The sequence below is a fragment of the Armatimonas sp. genome, assembly GCF_964826245.1.
This window is the reverse complement of the sequence record NZ_CBAYMC010000081.1, coordinates 1-16341: the sequence shown is the minus strand read 5'-3', so window position 1 is coordinate 16341 and position 16341 is coordinate 1. Positions and strand designations below refer to the sequence as shown.

The 16341-nt window shown below is 60.3% G+C and carries 14 protein-coding genes; 4 read left to right on the top strand and 10 right to left on the bottom strand.

Going from position 1 to position 16341, the window contains the following annotated elements; translation table 11 throughout:
- Positions 1-347: UxaA family hydrolase (locus AC1XOS_RS09850; RefSeq protein WP_481962048.1), on the bottom strand; the 347-nt coding region annotated here is incomplete at its 3' end.
- 5 nt (positions 348-352) lie between these two features.
- A complete protein-coding gene (locus tag AC1XOS_RS09845; RefSeq protein ID WP_481962047.1) occupies positions 353-1588 on the bottom strand; it encodes an NAD(P)/FAD-dependent oxidoreductase in 1236 nt (411 codons plus the stop codon).
- A gap of 42 nt (positions 1589-1630) precedes the next feature.
- On the opposite strand from AC1XOS_RS09845, the gene AC1XOS_RS09840 reads away from it, so the two are divergent.
- The 4 genes from AC1XOS_RS09840 to AC1XOS_RS09825 all read left to right on the top strand — a co-directional run bounded on the left by AC1XOS_RS09840 (position 1631) and on the right by AC1XOS_RS09825 (position 4999).
- Positions 1631-2572: a DUF3187 family protein gene (locus AC1XOS_RS09840; protein WP_481962046.1), complete on the top strand. Its 942-nt coding sequence runs from the start codon at positions 1631-1633 to the stop codon at positions 2570-2572.
- Positions 2573-2664: 92 nt separating this feature from the next.
- The gene (locus tag AC1XOS_RS09835) at positions 2665-3870 is read left to right on the top strand and encodes a ParB/RepB/Spo0J family partition protein (RefSeq protein ID WP_481962045.1); all 1206 of its coding nucleotides are present in this window, start codon (positions 2665-2667) and stop codon (positions 3868-3870) included.
- 9 nt (positions 3871-3879) lie between these two features.
- Entirely contained in the window at positions 3880-4644 is a 765-nt protein-coding gene (locus AC1XOS_RS09830) for a hypothetical protein (RefSeq protein ID WP_481962044.1), read from the top strand.
- A gap of 19 nt (positions 4645-4663) precedes the next feature.
- Complete coding sequence (locus tag AC1XOS_RS09825; RefSeq protein ID WP_481962043.1) at positions 4664-4999, top strand: translation initiation factor Sui1; 336 nt, start codon at positions 4664-4666, stop codon at positions 4997-4999.
- Between the two features lie 30 nt (positions 5000-5029).
- On the opposite strand, the gene AC1XOS_RS09820 is transcribed toward AC1XOS_RS09825, so the two are convergent.
- From AC1XOS_RS09820 to AC1XOS_RS09785, 8 genes are all read right to left on the bottom strand, one after another.
- A complete protein-coding gene (locus AC1XOS_RS09820; protein ID WP_481962042.1) occupies positions 5030-6385 on the bottom strand; it encodes a hypothetical protein in 1356 nt (451 codons plus the stop codon).
- A 21-nt stretch (positions 6386-6406) separates the two neighbouring features.
- Complete coding sequence (locus AC1XOS_RS09815; protein WP_481962041.1) at positions 6407-8443, bottom strand: DUF5916 domain-containing protein; 2037 nt, start codon at positions 8441-8443, stop codon at positions 6407-6409.
- A complete protein-coding gene (locus AC1XOS_RS09810; RefSeq protein ID WP_481962040.1) occupies positions 8440-9915 on the bottom strand; it encodes an acyltransferase family protein in 1476 nt (491 codons plus the stop codon). The genes AC1XOS_RS09815 and AC1XOS_RS09810 overlap by 4 nt, the downstream gene beginning before the upstream one ends.
- 1 nt (position 9916) lies before the next feature.
- Positions 9917-11191 (bottom strand): outer membrane protein assembly factor BamB family protein, encoded by a 1275-nt coding sequence (locus AC1XOS_RS09805; RefSeq protein ID WP_481962039.1) that lies wholly within the window; start codon positions 11189-11191, stop codon positions 9917-9919.
- Positions 11192-11740, bottom strand: a complete 549-nt coding sequence (locus AC1XOS_RS09800; protein WP_481962038.1) for an SGNH/GDSL hydrolase family protein — start codon at positions 11738-11740, stop codon at positions 11192-11194. It abuts the gene before it with no gap.
- A 3-nt stretch (positions 11741-11743) separates the two neighbouring features.
- Positions 11744-12736 carry a hypothetical protein gene (locus tag AC1XOS_RS09795; protein WP_481962037.1) on the bottom strand — a complete coding sequence of 331 codons (993 nt, stop codon included), beginning with the start codon at positions 12734-12736 and terminating at the stop codon, positions 11744-11746.
- A 113-nt stretch (positions 12737-12849) separates the two neighbouring features.
- Positions 12850-13629: a CE1 family esterase gene (locus AC1XOS_RS09790; RefSeq protein WP_481962036.1), complete on the bottom strand. Its 780-nt coding sequence runs from the start codon at positions 13627-13629 to the stop codon at positions 12850-12852.
- On the bottom strand, positions 13630-16341 hold a 2712-nt coding region (locus AC1XOS_RS09785), incomplete at its 5' end, for an ankyrin repeat domain-containing protein (protein WP_481962035.1).

Sequence of the window (16341 nt, the reverse complement as noted above, 5' to 3'; positions counted from 1 at the left end):
CCTCCTCCCCGACACTCCTCCCAACCCTGGGAGGAGGGTTGGGGGGAGGGAGAGTAGGGGATGTACTCATATGCCTCGTTGGCCCCGAGCATGGTCTTGGCGTTGTGGGTGTGGAGCCAGTGTCCTGCCGCGACGGCTTGCGTGGTCATGGCAAAGGGCTGGCCATATTTCTTGACCACCGTGCCCGCCGCCAAGGGGTGTAACGCGATCTTATGGCCGGAGGGAATGGCCTGGTCGGTAAAGTAATCCGTGGTGCCGATACGAATGCGTGTTCCTGCGGCAATTGCCGGAGAGAGCAATACGGCCACGTCGTCGTCGGGGTGAATCTTAAGGGCGCGGGCTTCCATAGCCTCTAGGATTCACCGTGGCCGGGTCTAGCTCCTGCCAGAATTTCTTCTGCCGCTTTCTCACCCGAGCGCATCGCCCCGTTGATACTACTTGCGGCGGTGAACTCACCCGCAAAGTAGGTTTTGGGGAGCGTGGTCTGGTTTGTCGGAAGCTGCTGCCAGAAGTTCTTGGGTTGCGCAAACTGCGCGTAGGGAATCCGGTAGGCGCGGAGTGGGCGGTAGGTGGCGAGGGCGGACTGTGCGGTGATGTCGCCGGTGAACATGCGCCGCAGGTCGGTGAGGGCGGCGGCAAAGAGAGCGTCATCGTCTTGGTCGGGGATACCAATCACCGACGCGGAGAGCAGGTGCTCGCCGCGGGGGGCGTACTCGGGGGCGGTGTTGGTGAGCAGTGCGGCCTGATTGACAACGGGGTCGCAGTTGGCGTTGAGGAGAATCTTCCTACCCGCCCAGAGTGGCACTTTCCCCACGAAGTAGAGCGTCGTCGTGCTCACGCTGCCCTCGGGCGTCTTCACTCCCGTGAGCCGAGCGGCCTCGGGGGCTGCAGTGGCGACAATAACCGCATCGGCATCGAGAGACGCGAGGTTCTCAACGGGGGACTCCAGGCGGATATCCAGCCCTTCGGCGAGCTGTGCGGCGATGGCGCCCATGCCACGAGCTGGAAGAGTGGTCTCACCCTCGGAGAGCATCTTCCAGCAGAACTGAAAGACCCGCGCGGAGGTTTGCAGGCTACGATCGAGAAAAATCCCACCAAAGAACGGGCGGATAAAGTTCTCCATAAAGAGCGGCGAGAAGCCCCGGCGCTTTAAGAAACGCTCCGTGGTCTCATCGGGGCCGTCTAAGAGTGCGCTGATAGGCTTGGCTCCCACTTCTCCCGAGAGCCGCCAGGTGCGGTACTTGTCTTGGGTCGTCACGATCCCGGTCAAGAGCGAGGGAATCAGCGCATCCGGGTCGCGGCTTGGGTCAGAAAGCAAGTGGCGGCGATCCCCCTGGGCAATCAGCGCTCCTGGCTCAAAGGCCCGCAGATCAAGCGCCGCGTAGTCGAGCTGGCGCTTGGCGGCGGGGTAGGCGGTGAAAAAGACCTGAAAGCCTCGGTCAAGCGTGAAGCCCTCGACCAGATCGGAGCGCACCCGCCCGCCGATCCCATCGGATTTTTCGTAGACCACGACCTCTGCGCCGGATTTCTGGAGCTGTCGCGCACACGTCAGCCCCGCCAGTCCCGCCCCCACAATGATGACTTTCACGACACTATTGTATCGGGTCACAAGCCAGGTACACTTTTAGCAATGTTGCCCCTTTTGTCCGAGCCTCCTGCATTCTACGGCCCCCTTCCCGTGAAGTATCAAACAAGCCTAAGTGGCGTGGCAACTCTTCTGGAGCCTGAGCAGGCGCGGGTGCTTTTGGTGGGGCAGCGGGAGCAGCGGCTGCGGCTGGACATTGGCAACAACACGATCTACCACGGAACCCTGAGCCGCTTTATCTACGACGACTCCGAGGTGCAGAACCTGCGACTGGGAGAGAGCTACGGCGCGTCTTGGGGCGACTGGGGCTGGCAGGCGAGCTTGATGCAGCGCTCAGGTGGCTTTCTCGACCCGCTTATTAAGTTCTGGCATGACAATATCGTCCCGTTCTCCGACCCGCTTTTTAGTACGCTCCCTGGTGGACAGGCACGCCTTGCCGTCAAAAACCCCGCGCCTCTTTTAGAGCGCAACGGGAGTGCGGCAGCGCTGAGTGCCCTCACGCTAACCGCACGGCGGGCACTACGGCCCGGTCTGGCGGCGCGTGCGGTCGTAAAGCTTCCGGTGCAGGGGCGTGCGCAATTTCTCGACAATGGGGCAGTGGATCTAGGGCTCGGGCTGCTGGGGCAGACGCAGCTTGCGCCGCGCTGGAGCCTGCACGGGAACCTGAATTGGGTGCGTCAAGGAACCACGCGGGTGGGAGAGCTGACAGGCGGCTCGCGCTGGCTGACCGGGAGCGTCTTTGCCGCCGAGTTTCGCACCACGAATCGCACGACCCTCGTGGCCCAGCTAGAAGACACCGCCTTCCCCTTTCTCCGTGACCTGCGCGGGGGCAGCGGTCGGCGCACGCAGATGAGCTTTGGAGCCTGGCACGAAGCTGCGCCAGGCACTCTCTGGCATGCCTCGTTCTCGGAAAATATCAAGCCGTTTCGCACGACAAGCTACACGCCCGATGTCATGATCTCTCTTGGGGTTACGCGGCGGCACTAGCAAAAAAGGCGGGCCATCAGCCTAAGGATTTTTGCCAGGTTCCCGACCATATAGACCATAGAGGGTCAAAAGCCCTTGGGAGCCTTGCTTCGATGTCGTTTGAGTTTTTACCACTAGATAAAATACGTGCTGCGGAGGATCAGCCTCGTAAGACATTTTTCCAGGAGTCCCTGGAAGAGCTGGCCGCCTCGATCAAAGAGCGAGGTGTTCTTGAACCTATCGTGGTTCGCCCACATAAAAAATACCCAGGCTTCTATGAGATCGTCATGGGGGAGCGGCGCTACCGTGCGAGTCGGCTTGCCCAGAGGGAGACCATCCCGGCGGTCATCCGTGAGATGAGCGACGAAGACGCTGCCGCCGATGCGCTTCTGGAGAACTTCCAGCGCGAGGATCTCAACGCGATTGAGAAGGCCCGCGCCATCCAGAGCCTGCTCAAGTTCATGTCCTACGAGAAGGCTGCACGAATCCTCGGGGTGTCGGACACGACCCTGCGCCGCTCGCTCGATCTGCTAGAGCTTCCCGAAGTGATTCAAGCCGAGCTGATTACCCGCCCCGGAGCGATTGCTGTCTTCGGAGAAGGACACGCCCGCGCTCTGCTCGCCATCAACAAAGATCCACAGACCCAGATTCGCCTCGTGGAGAAGATCAAGGCGGAGAAGATGGGAGTGGGGGCGCTGGACCAGATCATCCGTGCGATCCAGCAGTACCCGACCAAAAAAGAGATTTTCCTGAGAGTCACCGGCTCCGTCGCCGACCAGATGATCCGCTCGTTTAAGGCGGGGGAAGAGAAAGCCAAGCCCTACAAGAGCCAGACCGCCAAAGACCACCTAAAAGGCATTGACCGCAAGCTCAACGAGCTCACCGATACGCTCGATAGCCGCATTGTTGAGTTTATCTCGGTGGAGGAGATGAATCATCTCCTGGCCTCGCTCACCCAGATGACCAAGTCTATCGAGTCGTTCACGGGAAAAGTGCGTCAGTCGCTGGAGAAGAAAGACTACGGCTTCCGCGAGGTCTATATCCACTGCCCGCTCTGTGGCCGCATCGAGCTGGTAGGGGCTGTGCGCTGCTCTATCTGCTGGACCGTGCTCCGTCGCTGCGTGGACTGTGGGAACTACGATGCTGCCAATGGCCGCTGCTCGATCTTTACCAAAGAGGTGACGGCGGACGAGGCAGAGACGCCGCGTGAGACCTCGCTGTCGTATCGCTGTGTGGAGTACCGTCCCAAGTTCGCTCCCAAGGGCCTGCCCGTTGCGGGTGAGGCACGGGGCGGTGGCGCAGGGCTCAGAAAGTTTTAGGAAGCGACTATGGGAATCGGCGCGAAACTACGTCAGGCAATCACCTCCAGTTTTATCGAAGTCCGCATGGATGATGCTGAGGCGCAGGCCGCTCCAGCACCCGTGCTTGTTCCGGAGCCCGTGCTTGTTCCGGAGCCCGTGCTCGCCCCAAAGCCTGAGAGCGTGCCTGAGCCGACAGTGGAGATAGACCCTCTCACGCCGCCCGACTTGAACGCGGCACTGCGAACCGATGGTTCCCTCAATGATGACGTGGTCTATCGCGAGGCAATCTTGGCTCAGGTTCCGTTCACGGCAGAGCAGGCCATTGACGTGCTGGTAGAGCTACCTTCTGGGGTAACGTCACGCCGACGGTTCCAGGCGATGCAGGAAGCCATCTCGGTCGCCACCGATGATCTCTCTCATGCGGGGCACTTAGTCGTCAGTGATGCCGCGCAGAAGATGGTCTCTCTCAACTTGCACCTCAACCGCAGCCGCGAGGAGCTGAAGAGCTTCCGCCGTAATGTCGCCGAGGAGATGGATCGGCTCCATGAGCAGCTAAACCGCCTCCGCATCTTAGTGGACGAGACCAATGCCAACTACAACGCTCTCGATGAAGCAGGCCGAGAACGCGTGGATAACCTGACAGGAATTATTGCTTTCTTTGATGAGTTCCAGGCCTACTTGCGCTCGGAAGAGAGTGTTAATGAGGGCAGTGCTGCCGAGCTTCCCGCTTACCTAAGAGACGATACGGCGCGAAAACTCCTGGGAATGCACCAGGAAAAAGACGCGGCCTAAGCTGTGGTATAGTTTCCCTGTGGGACTTGTCTACTCCACCGAAAAAGGTCGTCTGTGCCCGGGGTGCAGCGAGTCGCCCTGCCAGTGTAAAAACGCCCCAACGCGCACGGTCGGTGATGGCTTTGTGCGGGTGGGCCGCGAGACCAAGGGCCGCAAAGGCGCAGGCGTGACCACTATTACGGGCCTCCCCCTCGACGACACGGCACTGATGGCGTTTTGTACCCTCCTGAAAAAACGCTGCGGCACCGGCGGCACGCTCAAAGACGGTGTGATCGAGATCCAAGGCGACCACCGCGATAAAGTCATCACCGAGCTCACCACGCAGGGCTACAAAGTCAAGCGCGTCGGCGGATAGTTTTTCTTTCCGATCAAGATCGTGCGGGGGTTAGGGGGCCAGTCGCGCGTCCGTGTCGCGGATGATGCTGCTGACGGCGGTTTTATTGAAGCCCTTGAAGCCCTCCCAGCGCTGAAGGATTTCGAGATGGCTGCCCAGTGCCCCGACGGTCGCGAATTTTTCGGCTTGCTCGCTCGTGAGCTGCCCGGCGGCCACGAGTGGCGTGAGGCGCTCTTGTGACACCTGCCAAGGCTCGCCGACCGTGAAGGCTTGCCAGAGCATTGGGAGGTCGGTGAAGGGAGCCATCACGGGAAAACCGGCGGCGTTGGCATCGTCTTTGACGCGCTGGCAGAGGAACTCGCACTCGATATGGTGCATCCCCGCGCTGGCGATAGACGAGCTGTGTAGGGCGCACCACAGGCCGATGGTTCCCAGAGTCGCTCGGGGAGCCAGCTCCACCGAGGCGAAGTCTAGGTCTAGCTCCTCGGGGGCGATGTCCACATCGGCGAAGATCACCACGCGGCTCTCAGGGTGCTCTAGAACCTGCGCCCCCCAGCCCGCCTCAGCCCCGGCGTAGAAGCGCTCGCGGCAGACAAAGCCCATCGCCACAAAGAGCCGGATTAGCGCCGGAAACGCCGCGCGGGAGCACCGATACGTGTGGTGGTCGTGGTTGGCCCAGCCGATTCCAATCGCCTCTTGCCGGGCGTACTGCCAGCGTGCGGCAGCGTTGCGAGCGAGGTAGTAGGCACGCTCCGCGGCGAAGAACTCCTCCGTAGCGCGGCCCCGTCCCAGCATCTTGGCATGCTTCTCGAAAAGCTCCTGCGCGGCGGCAATGCTCACTGCTTCGTCATCGGTGCGTGGGCGATGGGCAAAATCCGTCCGTGCGGCTTCGAGTCCCTCAGGGCGGGCTTGGGGTGCAAAGCCACGGTAGCCGATGCGCACGATAGGCATGAGCTCGCCGTGGGGCAGCGTGAGATGGGCGCACTGGTAGCCCGAGTCGTCGTCGCCGTGGCAGGCTTCGATGTTGAGGTCGTTCTTCGCCGCAAATGCGGAGATATTTTCGACGCCTAGCGCTAAACACGGCGTCGTGCGCTTGGCTTTGATACGGAGCCGCGGGAGCCGTGCGCCCGGATGCTCCCAGACCTCATCGCCCTCGGGGAGCGTGGTCTTGACCAGCCCGAGCGCCTCCCATTTTTCCGTCAAGCCGTTAGTAGGGGGCAAGATCCAGTGGTCTACGAGCGCAAGAATATCCACGCCTGCCTCATCGGCAAAGCGCTGGACGAGCTGCGCGATGAGCGGGTTCTGGGTGGCGAAGTCGGCAAAAAGCTCCTGAAAATAAGCGGCTGCCTCCGGGCAGCGCGGCCACGGGCCTGCCGTGTTTTCTGTGTTTGTCGAGGACGTACTCATGGGTTTAGTGTACCTAAACGATCAGTAGGGCCGCACTAACTTCACCGTTGTTTGGGTCCTGGTGTTGTTAGCGTTGGGATCGCCGAGAATCACGAAGATATCCGCGCCGTTGGCGCGGGAGCGCTGGGTGTAGGCGAGATAAAAATTCGTCCCGTTGCGTGCCCCGACATTGGCGGCGTTGCCGCTGCCATTTTGTGAGAGAACTCGTGCGGAGAGTGTCCGAAGCGTGTCGATGCGAAACGTGCCCGTGGCGATTGCCTGGCGCGTGGTGGTCGTGCCGCGCTTTTGCTGGTTGTAGCTCGTGCTCACCGAGAGGGGCTTGCTGACGAGAAAGCCTTGACCAAAGCTGAGATCCGTTGTGGGAAGCCCACCCTGCCGACCACGTCCCACACGCAGGCCGCCGCCTTGGAAGAGCGTGCGCTGGTTCCAGCCAAACCCAACTCCATTGGAGAAGTCTTCAAAGCGCTTGGTGGCGCTGTCCTCGCGGCGGCCCTGGCTGGAATCCAGCGAGAGGCTGTTGCCCTTGCGAGTCTGGACACTCGCCGTGCCTCCGACATTCTCATAGAAAAACGCGCCGCTGGTGAGGCGATCGGCTTGGCTATAATCCAGCTTAAAATCGTAGGAGAAGAGCGGGCCCTTATCGAACTGGTTGCGCAAGCTGGAGCTTGCCGACCAGCCCTTGCGATCTAGGTTCTGGACAAGTCCCATCGTGCTGATAAAGTCCGACGAGAGCTGAGACTGAATCAGCGTGTAGCTGGGCTTGCCGTTGGAAGAGCTGCTGTTGAGGTAAAGAACACTGTCATTACCCTTAGGCTGCGCCCCGAGCCAGGTCTGGGTGCGGCGCAGATAGGCAGTATTGCGACGGTCTTTGGCCATCCAGCCGTACGTCCCATGCGCCTCCGCGACCCGGTTGGCGACAATCCCGTAGATATTATCCGCCGTGGCTGAAACACCGACCTCGCTATAGAGTCCGAGGGCTTGCTTCACAGCAACCGCCATGTTATCCCGGTCGTACTTGGTCGAGCGTGCCTGCGAGGCCACGAGGCCCACGGACGTGGCTCCGTCGCGCCCGACGACTTTCATGCCGGTGTCGAACTGCTGGATGCGCTGGGAGTAGAAGAGCTCAGGCGCGGGAAGAAACTCACTTCCCTCGGCAAAGAACGGGCGACGGTCTGCGACAAACTGTTCGTTGTAGGAAAAGTTAACACTGGCGACGTTTTGCTCAATGGTCTGGAAGTCCGGGTTGATCGCCATCAGGCCTGTGAGGGTTGTGGAGAACGGATACTTGATGTCCATCCCGACGCGCCCACTCTGGCCGTTGGGCTTGGCGGTGGCAAATGTGTAGGGCAGAAAGACGGGCTTAGGGGCGACATCAGGCATGGGCTGTGCGAGCTGAATATCCGGGGCGTTCTGCGCAAGTAGGGAGAGGACCTGTCCTTCAGGTGGAACGGCGGGCCAGATCACAAAGTTGCTCTCACGGGTCATGGCCCGGATCAGCTGCATCCCAAACACTTTTGACTTGGCCGGGTGGCGCATCAGGCCAAAGGGAATCGCCAGCTCGCAGACCCAGCCATCCGCGACCCGCTTGCTCACGCCCTTCCAGTCGCCCGCCCAGGTGATGTTGTCCGCCGTTCCCCCTTCGAGAGTGTGGTAGAGCGTCCCAATCGGGTTGATCGAGAACGCCGAGAGTCCGCGATGGAGATGCTGGCTGTCTATCAGCACGGTGATGTGGTCGTCGCCGTAGACCGCCCCACTGCCGCGCTGGGTCTCGCTGGCACGAATCTGCTCGGGCTGGGTGTCGTGGCAATAAAACGCCACATAGAGCGTCTTGCCATCGGTGGTCGCCCATGCCTCGGTTTTCTGGCTTACGGGCGTGCCGCTCCCAAAGCGCGCAAACTCCCCAGCCTTGAGCGCATCTTTCCAGCACGCATCGGAGAGATCACCATCTATCTTGGGCGGTGTTTTTGTGGTGGGAAGCGTGAAGCTCTGGCGCTGTCTTGCCAACGCCTGTATGGGAAGGAGCAACAAAATCGCTGCGAGTAGTAACTTAAAATTCATGTTGTGTTTTTTTGACGTCGGCCATTGAGGAGCGTCCCCAGCACGGTGTCGCGAACAAGAGTCTGGTAGATTGCCAAGAGGGCTCCTGTAGCCAGAGTAAAGACGACGAGAAATTTGAGGCCAGGGAGCAGAGGCCAGCTTCGGACCACACCCTGGAGCGCGATCACCAGCGGGATGTGGCTAAGATAGAGCCAGTAAGAAGCATCGGAGAGGTAGCGCAGGGTCTTGTTCTCACGAGTGATGAGGTGTCCAAAGAGCCCCAGCAGCCCAAAGATCATGAGCCATGTGTAGAGCACCTGAATCGCTCCGGAGAAGGCGGGAGCCGCTCCCATGGTAATGAGTCCCAGAGGGAGAACGACCAACAATGCGACCGGGAGCTGCCAGCGCCAGCTCTTTCCACTCGTGGCCCCTTGCTCAAAGTACAGCACTCCAAAGAAAAAGAAGATGCCGTAGTAGAGCAAGAGGTGCGGCGGCGGGAGCCACCCCACACTGGTATCGGGGCCAAAGCTTGAGCCTGCTGTTCCCATAAAGAACTGTGGGATAAGAGGCAGTGGCAGGAGCCAGAGAGGCCGCCACGATGCTCCTCCCTTGAGGCGTGCCCAGAGCGCAAAGCAGGGAAGTAGCCAGCAGAGAAACCACAAAAACCAGAGGTGGTCGAAGACGGGGGTGGTGAACCCGCTTGCGGTGATAAACGCGCCGTAGGCCGCACGCACGCTGAGCTGAGTACTGGGAAGGGCGGGCAGTAGTGCTTGGCAGCGCTCTCGGCCTTCGTCAATGGCGCTCTGCGGACGGGGAGGGAGGCGCAGGAGCCCGATGAGGGACTGCGTGGTTCTGGCATCGGCCTGCATAGACTCGGCAGGAGGCTGGCCCGCGCTATTCTTCCCCTGAGGGTTGGCTCCCTTGCTCAGCAAGAGCGCCACGAGCGTATCGTTGCCCAGAAACGCGGCCCCATGGAGTGGGGTGGAGCCATCGCCGTTTTTGGCATTGACATCGGCCCCTTTTTCGAGGAGGCGCTGCGCCATCGCCAGATCACCCTGCATCGCGGCCCAGCCCAGCAGAGTGACTCCAAACTCAGAGTCGCGGCCGTTGGGATCGGCTCCCTCCGAAAAAGTACGCGTGAGTGCGGGGCGCTTTACGGGCCGGGTTGCCTTCTCCGAGACCCAGTGCCCCAAGGGGAGGATCGTCACGAGGCCTAAAAGGCAGGGCAAGAGAACACGCTTCAGGCGCTGCGTCACCATGGCACGCAGGCCACGCCCCCGCCAGAGCATGGCCGTGAAGAAGCCACTTACTAAAAAGAAGAGCTGCATCCGGAAGCCGTGCACGGCAGCGACAAAGATCCCGAAGCCGTCGCTTTGCTGGACATCTTGGACGGCCCACGGCGCCCCGGGCACAAACGACATCGCGGCGTGGAGTGCGAGCCCAAGAAGCATGGCAAAGGCCCGGAGGGCATCAAGGTCGTGTCGACGGTTCATTTTAATTGTTTTTTACGCAGTAGAGCGTGTTAGCCGTGCGGATCAGCAGGCGCTCCCCGGCCAGGGCAGGCGTGGCCATGCACATGTCATCGTCGGTGAGGCGGTTGGCCTGGAGGAGCTCGAACTTGTCACCCGCTTTAAGAACATAGCAGATCCCATCCTCACTTAGGCAATAGATCTTGCCATTGGCGGCCCACGGCGACGCGGTAAACCCGGAGCCAATGGGCAGGCGCTCCCGGTCATAGAGCTGCTTGCCCGTTTTAGCCTCAAAAGCACTGAAGAGTCCCCGATCATAGAGCACGTAGATCCGGCCCTCATAAAACAGCGGCGAGGGGTTGTACGGCCCGGCGGTTGGGTTCGACCACGCGATTGCCGTCGCACTTCCCGTAATATCGCCGCTGGCTCCGGGGCGGATGGCGTAGAGTGGGCGTAGCTGATCGCCAACATAGCCCGAGCTGACAAAGAGCAGGCCCTCGCCGGTGGTTGGGGTGGGAATGGTGATACTGGACATCCCTTTAAGAGACCAGAGCAGCTTGCCATCTTGGGGATCGTAGCTCCGCACGGCGCGGGTGCCGGGGACTACCAGCTCAGTGCGCCCTCCGCTCTGCCAGGCAAATGGCGTCGCCCAGTTGCTTTTCTCGTCGCGCTCCACGTGCCAGAGGGGCTTGCCGGTCTTCGCGTCGAAGGCCAGCAGCTCCGCCTTTTCATCGTTGTCGTTGAGCAGAAAGAGCTTTCCCTGGTGCAGAACCGGCGATGCCGCGTAGCCCCAGCCAAAGCGCGTCTTTCGTGGCTCTAGCTTCTTCGACCACAGCTCTTTCCCAGACTTGGTATCGAGAGTAAACAGTCCCAGCCCCCCAAAGAGCGCATAGACCCGCTCACCGTCGGTGACCGGCGTCTCAGCACCGTAGCTGTTCTTAAGGTGCACGGTCGTGGTCGGCGGGCCATGAAACACCGTCTTCTGCCAGAGCATCTTGCCCGTCGTGAGACTCAAACAGAGCACATTAAACGAGTGCTCATCTTTGGGCAGCTCCAGCCGCTCGCCGCCAAAGTAGAGACCTTTTTTCGGCTTCTCGCCCTCGCCGGGCCGGACGACGGCAGTCACAAATATCTTATCGCCCCAGACAATCGGCGACGACCAGCTCTTTCCGGTGAGTGCGGTGCGCCAAGCGATATTCTCGGTCGCCGACCAGCGGGTGGGAAGCTTGCTGCTCGCGCTGATTCCTGCGGCGTTGGGGCCACGAAACTGTGGCCAGTGGGGTGTGTTTTGAAGAGGCATCTAGAAAATCCATTCTGCCAGCAAGGGCTGGGCATACTCTGAAAGCGCCGCGTAGGCATCGTCGGTGAGGTGCAGGCCATCGTCGATAAAGTAGTGCCCAGCAGGCGCACTGCCGGGAAAGAAGACTGTGTTACTCTCGACGTAGAGATCGCAGGGGAGCAAGCCCTGCGCAATCTGCGCATTGATTTGATCGATCTGCTCCCACTTGCCGAGCTTCTGGGGCGCTTTGATGATCCCAAAGTAGGCAAGCTTGGCGGCAGGCGCGAGCGCTTGGAGTGTCGTGCGGCAGGCAAGCACATTGGCGACAATCGCCTCGTCGCTCACTTCCGCGTTGAGGTCGTTGCTCCCGCAGTAGTACAGCACAAAGTCGGGGGATTCCTCGGTGAGCACAGTGGCAAGGTGCTCTGCCCAGAACGCGGTGACTGTCCCACCAATAGCGCGATTGGCCACGCGGCAGCCCGGCACGGCAGCTTGGACACAGCTCCACTGTTCAAAGATCGAGCTCCCGAGGATGAGAACCGTCGGTTTAAATCGAGGGGTGTCTTTCACGAGCTACTTGCCACTTGGTTTCGGGCGGTTGAAGAGTGCCTTGTTGGGATAGTCTTCTCCTACTGTTTGGCTTGGCTTGCCTTGTGCAGGAGGAATGATCCAGCTTGCTCCCGGCACGCTCGCCGGTCCCTTGTTCCAAGCCTCCAAGAGCTGATCAAGGTCTTTGGCCATACTACCAGGGTTCTGAGGGGGCATGTGGCTGTTGGGTTTCCAGCCATTTTCCATAAACATGGCCATCGTACTCATGCCAACGCGATGGCAAGTGAGACACTTATTGTCCTTGATGTGAATCGTGCGCATGTCCCAGTTTTGGCCACCGATCACATAGTAGGGAGATTTCTGGTTGAGGATAGGCACGACGTTTTTTGTGGTGCCTGGTATCTTGGCCGCATTGATGAAGGAATTCGTGATAAAGGGGTCGGCTTGATGGCACTGGACGCACTGAGGGCGTGTCGGCTCGGGGACACGGTACGCTCTATTGAAGCCGTCCGGATCGTCAATCCAAGGCATGACACCGCGCATGCGAAGCGTCTTCTGATCAAGCGTAACCCACGGCTGGATCTGATCGCAGCTCTCAAAAAACGCCGTCGCCCCCGTCTTTTTGTTGTAGCCAATCATCTGAACTGATCCAAGAACCGTCTCCGGGTCGCGAGTTGAGTTACGGCTGAAGCTGATCCAGACGACATCGGGGAGAGGCATGCCCGTGGCGGTACGCCCCTCGTACTGTTGGAGGGTGGAGCCAGAGACCGTGTCCTTGCCCAGCATACTGGGATTGTCGCAGTTTTGGTGGAGGTTACCGTAGGAGCGAACCCCTTTGACGTACAGAGGAATCTCGACAGACTGGCTAAGGTCTATCTTCGGAGGAACTCCCAAGTCGGGTTCGACCAGCTTGGCGTACTCGAAAGCGGTCTTGGGAAAGTTCCACCCACGCGGATCAAGCAAGCCCTTCTGGATTAACAATTTCTCGACGAAAGCCTTCTTTTCGGCTTCTGTCATTGGGCGAGATTGCCCTGTGGCGCGAGTCGGGACGAAGGGCAAGAGGATTGCGATGAGTGTAGAAATCATCCCGACGTGACGGGCAACTAAGTTCACATTAAAACTCCATTCTGTCAATTTGCTGTATTGTGCTTCTCGAAGAACCCAAGGATCTCCTCGGCGAGACTACGGTTCGGGTTGTCGAGGTGCGTGGGCCAGTCGTGGCCGCCACCGTCGATGGTGTAGAGAACGAACTCGGTCGCATCGCGCTTTGTTCCCCAGCGCGTGCGGGTGAGCTTGCCACTGGTTTTTTCCTCACGCTCGGTCAGGCTCAAAGACTTCACCCAGTGCGCGACCACTGCCTCCGTGCCGTAGTAAGGCCCCCAGCCATCACGGTTTTGCAGGTCGCCGTCCCAGAGCGTGACGTTATCTTTGGTGCCATGAACCTCCAGGATCGGGATGCGGTTCTTGGCCGTAAGAGTCTTGTCCCAGCCCACCATCATGCACCCGGCAATCGGCGCGATGGCACGGATCAGTGGGTTTTTCTGGCGGGCGAGATAGTAGCTGAAGTCGGCCCCGTTGGACATTCCGGTGGAGAATACCCGCTTGGGGTCGAGCGTGTACTGTTTCACTAAGTGCGCGATAAGCTGCTGCGCAAATTTTACATCGTTGATCTTCGGGTCTTGGAACTGGTACTCCACTTGGAAGTTGCGCTTGCCTTTCGCATCCGGGAGGCCATCGAGATAGGCAACGACAAATCTGTGGGAATCCAGAATCTTGGAGAAGCCCGCCCAGCTTCGCATGTCCTCCGCACTACCGCCAAAGCCATGGCAGACTAAAACCAGCCCTTGGGGGGTCTTAGGCACATCGAGCACATACGAACGCTCGCGGCCATCGACAGTTATTTTTGGCATCTACTTTCCTTGGAGCCTAGTCACAATTTTCGGGCGCTCTTGTTCAAGATACTTCGGATCGAGCGTGACACCTGCTGATGCTCCCACTCCGGCATAAAAGTCGGCGAGCCCCTTGCTCCACGCCCCTGAGACAGTCGCTGCCGCCGTCTCACCGCGTGGGTTCTTGCGGTTAAGCTCAGCCCCATTTTTCAGGAGCAGGTCTACCAGCTCGGTGCGGCAGAAGAACGCGGCGAGATGGAGCGGCGTATTACCGTCGTCGTTGGTCACATTGGGGCTTGCTCCGTGTGCGAGCAAGTTCTTGGCAAGCTCCGTATCACCGTAGACCATGGCTTCAAAAAGAAGATCTTTTGCGGCCTTGGCATCGTCGGCGACATGGAAGATAAAGTCATTGCTGAAGAGCCCACCCGGGTTCTGGAGCTGGAGAAAGTGCATGCCTGCGGGGGGAAGCGTAGCCAGCGCCACCGTGACCGTCTCCCCATCGATTTTTACCGTGCCTGTAATACGCCGACCATCCACGATGATACTTGCGTTGCTCATGAGGTGCCGACCACTGAGCTTCATCGGAAGGCTGCCGGGATAGAGAAGCGGAAAGACCTCGTGACCGCGCTGGTTCTGGAGGGGGCCGTAGGTCCAGAGTGCGGGCTGCGGGTGGTCGAAGTCCACGTTGGGACCGAGCTGCGCGGTGAGCGTTCCGATAAAGCGCCCCTCGGCGGCAGCCTTGATGAGCTCTGCGCGGGAGATACCGGAGTAGGTCTTGCCATCGAAGTGGAGCGCAAGGGGTTTCTTTTGGAGCAGCCCCTCGCCTTGGAGCACCGTGGCAGACTCTCGTGCGGACTGCTCTAGGGCCTCTAGGAGCGCGGTGGTCTCGGGGAGCTTGGCGGTAGCTGGGCTGAGCGTGACCTGGCGGGCAAACGCGCCCGAGAAGCCCGTGCTGCCTTCGAGCACCATGCTCCAGATGGGGTCGAAGCGTGGGCGACCTCCCCAGGACATGCGCCAGACCTCGCGCTCGGGGGTGCCCTGCTCGGCGATCGTGCGGAAGAAGTCGAAGCCGATGAGATTCAAGCGGCCTTGCGGCAGGATGAGCCAGCGGTCGTAGGCACCGCGCCAGGTGGGGGCGTCCATGCCCGTGCCTGGCGTGTTGGTGCTTACCAGAAATGGCATGCGATGACAGTCCCCACAGACGTTTGGTTTGGACTTACTGGGGTCGTTGTCGCCCTCGACATGAAAGAGCGCAAAGCCGCGCTGCGCCGTTTTCGAGAGCGTGTTGGTATAGGTGCGCTGCGGGGCAGGGGGGTAAGGCACACTCAGCAGAAACACCGCCATGTCGTCACGCTCCGCCTTGGTGAGCCGGCCGAGCTTGCCTTCGTCGTTCTTGGCACTATCGCCCATGAGCTTCATGGTCGAGGCGAGGCCACTGTCGATCAGCTGGCGTGGGCCACTCAGCGGGTCTTTTGGATTGCTGTTAGGCGCGACACTGGCAAAGACATGGGCGGAGTTGTTGCCGCCATACGGATCGCCGGGGATGCCATCCCAGTGGAAGGGCGCGGTGTCGCGCAGGCCACGAATGGGCATGGTCGAGCGGGGCATGATCTGGTTGCCGCCGGTGACAATCGGCGTGTCCAGTACCCAGAGAAGCTGGTCCGTGTGGCCATCGGGGTGGCAGCTTGCACAGGAGAATGTCCCCGTGGACGAGGCTTTTGCGGTGGTGAAGGCGATCCGGCCACGCTTCACGGCGGGGTGGGTCGGGTCATCGAGCGGGATCGTGGTGAGTGTCTTGGGCGCGGCGGGGTTGGTCACCTCCACCACCGAGACCGTGTTGGCAGCGGCGTTGAGCACCCAGGCACGCGAGAGCTTGCCCGGCTCCAGCGCGATCCCCTGCGGCACCGCTCCTACATCGGCTCGCCCCAGAACCGCGCCGGTCTTGGCATCCACCGTAAAGAGCTTGTCCGAACCCGCCGCGGAAGCGACCAGCGTGGAGTCGTCGTCGCTGACTTGGAGGGCGAAAGGCGTGGCAAGCGCTTGGTCCGGGGTGGGCTGATTGGGGAGCGCGGGCTCCAAATCAAAAAACGTAGGAGTAGCGGAGGGTGCGACGCACGTAATGCGATTCAAAAACGGGCGGTTCTCCAGCTCTTTCAGACCATGTTTTTTCGTCCCTGAGCGTCCATTCATGTCGTTGCGGGCATCGGTCTGGGCGATAAAAACGCGGCCCTTGGAGTCTACGGTCAGGCCATAGAGCAGGGTCCCAAGGGTGCTCACCGTCTCCCGCAGCGTGTCCGTCTTGGTATCGAAGATATAGAGATCGCGGTCTGGCACTTTTGGGTGCTTGACAATATCCACGACATGGCCCACGGAGAGCACGTTGTTGTTGAAGATCGAGTGCGCGTAGGCATCGAAGGTCACGAGCTTGTTGTCAAAGGGCTTGGTTCCCCCGGAGAGCTGGGTCTGGTTGCCGGACTCAAAGGGGAGCACATAGAGCCTATCGCCTTTGACGACAATCGCGCGTGGGTCTTGGGCAGTGATTGCCAGATGCTTGGTGAGCTGGCGCGCTCTCACATCCACCACGGCGATTTGATTGGCCGACGATAGCGCGACATAGGCTTTCTCGTTGCTGGCAAAGGCGATTCCCACGGGCTCATCGAAGCGCGTTGCCTTGGTCGCGGGGTCAATGTCCTGGATCGTGGCGAGCACCTGTAAGTACGTCGGGCTCTTGGG

What these genes read in the sequence shown, in the direction of transcription:
- AC1XOS_RS09815 (WP_481962041.1), bottom strand. Translation starts at nt 8,443, where the DNA reads ATGAATTTTAAGTTACTACTCGCAGCGATTTTGTTGCTCCTTCCCATA.
- AC1XOS_RS09835 (WP_481962045.1), top strand. Translation starts at nt 2,665, where the DNA reads ATGTCGTTTGAGTTTTTACCACTAGATAAAATACGTGCTGCGGAGGAT.
- AC1XOS_RS09810 (WP_481962040.1), bottom strand. Translation starts at nt 9,915, where the DNA reads ATGAACCGTCGACACGACCTTGATGCCCTCCGGGCCTTTGCCATGCTT.
- AC1XOS_RS09790 (WP_481962036.1), bottom strand. Translation starts at nt 13,629, where the DNA reads ATGCCAAAAATAACTGTCGATGGCCGCGAGCGTTCGTATGTGCTCGAT.
- AC1XOS_RS09840 (WP_481962046.1), top strand. Translation starts at nt 1,631, where the DNA reads ATGTTGCCCCTTTTGTCCGAGCCTCCTGCATTCTACGGCCCCCTTCCC.
- AC1XOS_RS09830 (WP_481962044.1), top strand. Translation starts at nt 3,880, where the DNA reads ATGGGAATCGGCGCGAAACTACGTCAGGCAATCACCTCCAGTTTTATC.
- AC1XOS_RS09795 (WP_481962037.1), bottom strand. Translation starts at nt 12,736, where the DNA reads ATGACAGAAGCCGAAAAGAAGGCTTTCGTCGAGAAATTGTTAATCCAG.
- AC1XOS_RS09820 (WP_481962042.1), bottom strand. Translation starts at nt 6,385, where the DNA reads ATGAGTACGTCCTCGACAAACACAGAAAACACGGCAGGCCCGTGGCCG.
- AC1XOS_RS09805 (WP_481962039.1), bottom strand. Translation starts at nt 11,191, where the DNA reads ATGCCTCTTCAAAACACACCCCACTGGCCACAGTTTCGTGGCCCCAAC.